Source organism: Streptomyces bobili, from assembly GCF_002154575.1.
Taxonomy (GTDB): Bacteria; Actinomycetota; Actinomycetes; order Streptomycetales; family Streptomycetaceae; genus Streptomyces; species Streptomyces bobili.
Genome location: NZ_MUBA01000782.1, coordinates 1 through 1,059, shown reverse-complemented (window position 1 = coordinate 1,059; position 1,059 = coordinate 1). Strand labels below are relative to the sequence as shown.

2 protein-coding genes are annotated in these 1,059 nt (G+C 75.2%); one reads left to right on the top strand and one right to left on the bottom strand.

Going from position 1 to position 1,059, the window contains the following annotated elements; translation table 11 throughout:
• Nucleotides 1–314 (bottom strand): helix-turn-helix transcriptional regulator (locus tag BZL64_RS37590; RefSeq protein WP_143663443.1); only part of this gene is annotated, 314 nt, incomplete at its 3' end.
• Between the two features lie 96 nt (nucleotides 315–410).
• Here BZL64_RS37590 and BZL64_RS37585 point away from each other — a divergent pair.
• Nucleotides 411–1,059, top strand: a 649-nt coding sequence (locus BZL64_RS37585; protein ID WP_244205791.1) for a cell division protein PerM, incomplete at its 3' end; no start/stop codon positions are given.

The window sequence follows — 1,059 nt, the reverse complement described above, 5'->3', positions numbered from 1 at the left end:
GCCGGGGTGGGCGTGGCGGGTTCGGGATCCGGGGCCGCCTTGCTCAGACTGACCGTCAGCACCGGGGCCGGCTCCGGGCCCTGCGGGACCGTCACCTCGGCCGGCGGCCTGACCGCGGCCAGTGAGGCCAGCAGTTTCCCGTACGACTCCCTCTTGCGGCCGCTCGGAGTCGAGCGGCCGGTCTCCCACGCGCGCACCGTCTCCCTGCTGACGCCCAGTCGTGCCGCCAGCTGAGCCTGTGTCAGCGAGCCCAGCTCGCGCAGGCGTCGGCGTTCCTTGGGTGGGGGGAGCGGGGTGTCGAAGCTCTGGGTCACAGGGCACCCCTTCGTACGAAAAAGTACATAAACGTATATTGAGCGACACCACGGAGGTTCGCCTGTTACGACGGGAAAGCGCGTGTCGTTGCGACCATGGCGGGCGTGATCCAGCTGACCGCTCGCCGCTCGCCGTTGCCGCTCCTCCTCGCCCGGCTGCGTGACCGATCCCCGGGACTGGCCGCCGGACTGCTCGGCGGTGTCCTGGCGGCCGGGCTCGGGCTCGGCTCGTTCGCCGTGCTGGTGATGGTGCTGTGGATCAGCTCGCCCTACCCCGACAGCGGGCCCGGCGGTGCGCTGCACGTCGCCGCCGCGCTGTGGCTGCTCGCGCACGGGGTGGAACTGGTGCGCGCCGACACCCTGTCCGGGGTTCCCGCGCCCGTCGGCGTCACGCCCCTGCTGCTCCTCGCCGCGCCCGTGTGGCTGCTGCACCGGGCCGCGCGCGACGCGGTGGACGGGGCGGAGGGCGCCCCTCTGGTGAGCGCCCGCACCGCGTGGACCGGAGTCGTCCTCGGGTACCTCGCCGTCGCCGCGGCCGTCGCGGGATATGCCGCCGGAGGCGCCCTGCGGCCCTCCTGGGCGTGGGCCGCGGCGTCCCTGCCGGCGGTGGTGGCCGCCGCCGCGGGGATGGGGGCGTGGACGGCGTACGGGCGTCCTCGTGGGCCGGTGGAGCGGGTGCTGGTGCTGCTGCCGCGCGGGCTGCGGCGGCTGGTGCTCGGCGTGGAGGGGCGCGAGCGGGTGGGGG